The organism is Peribacillus sp. NPDC055009 (genome assembly GCF_053608705.1).
In genome coordinates, this window is record NZ_JBSGVZ010000016.1 from 1 (window position 1) to 900 (window position 900).

At 27.1% G+C, this 900-nt stretch carries 1 protein-coding gene; it reads left to right on the plus strand.

Annotated features, from left to right (window positions below; genetic code table 11):
• The coding region (locus tag ACWF5P_RS20150; protein ID WP_452445205.1) for a hypothetical protein at nt 1–900 on the plus strand (900 nt) is incomplete at both ends.

The window sequence follows — 900 nt, forward strand, 5'->3', positions numbered from 1 at the left end:
GTATATTACTTTAAAAAATTTAAATTTAGATATAAAAAAGATGATAAGAAAACTTCAAATGCAATGCAAAGAGTGGATATAAAAGAATATTTTAGTAAAGCATTTAAATTTAAGGTAGAAACAAATGAAAAAGGAATATTAAACTATGCAATTAAAATATTGAGATATGTTGTTGTTGATAAAGAAAATTGGGATATCTTTGAATCGTTACTTTTGCAATCTATTTTGGTGGATTCGTCAACAATCCCAATGAGTTTTGAAATTATTGAAAGCTATAAATATAGAGGGTATCCATTAAATTTGGATACAATTACAGAATTTGTTAATGCGCTGATTAAGGACAATATCGAATTAAAAAATGATTTTGAGGTTTCATGGGCTCTTAGTTTTGCGAACAAACTTAATATACCAATTGCCGAAGATATAAGTAATCTTTTGATGGAATATGATAATGCGATAATAAATATACTGGTGATGATATTAGATTCTAAGAAACTTTTGGAGGGGTCTGTAGATTTTTCATTTTATGAGTGTCTATTGACTGAAGAGAGTCTTTATGAAAGTAGTTGGATTTTTACCTATGAGTGTAGCATTCAGGGGTGGCTAGGTAAAGATAAGAATACAAAATATGTTAAAGATAATAAGTTTTTCGCACAACTCTTAAATTATAATATTTCATTTATTCGCCCGACTTACTCAAAAGTACGGGAAGAAGTAAGAAAATCAATTATGTTAATATGTTTGAAATACTATAAACCTAAAATGCAAGGTGTATTTGCACAAGATATTTTATCCCAAGTTATTGTAGACTACACTTTTTCATTAGATCACGAATTATTTGAAGAAATTAAAAATCAATTAGAAATACATATTGAAAAATTAAAATTGGAAGAGTCCCAT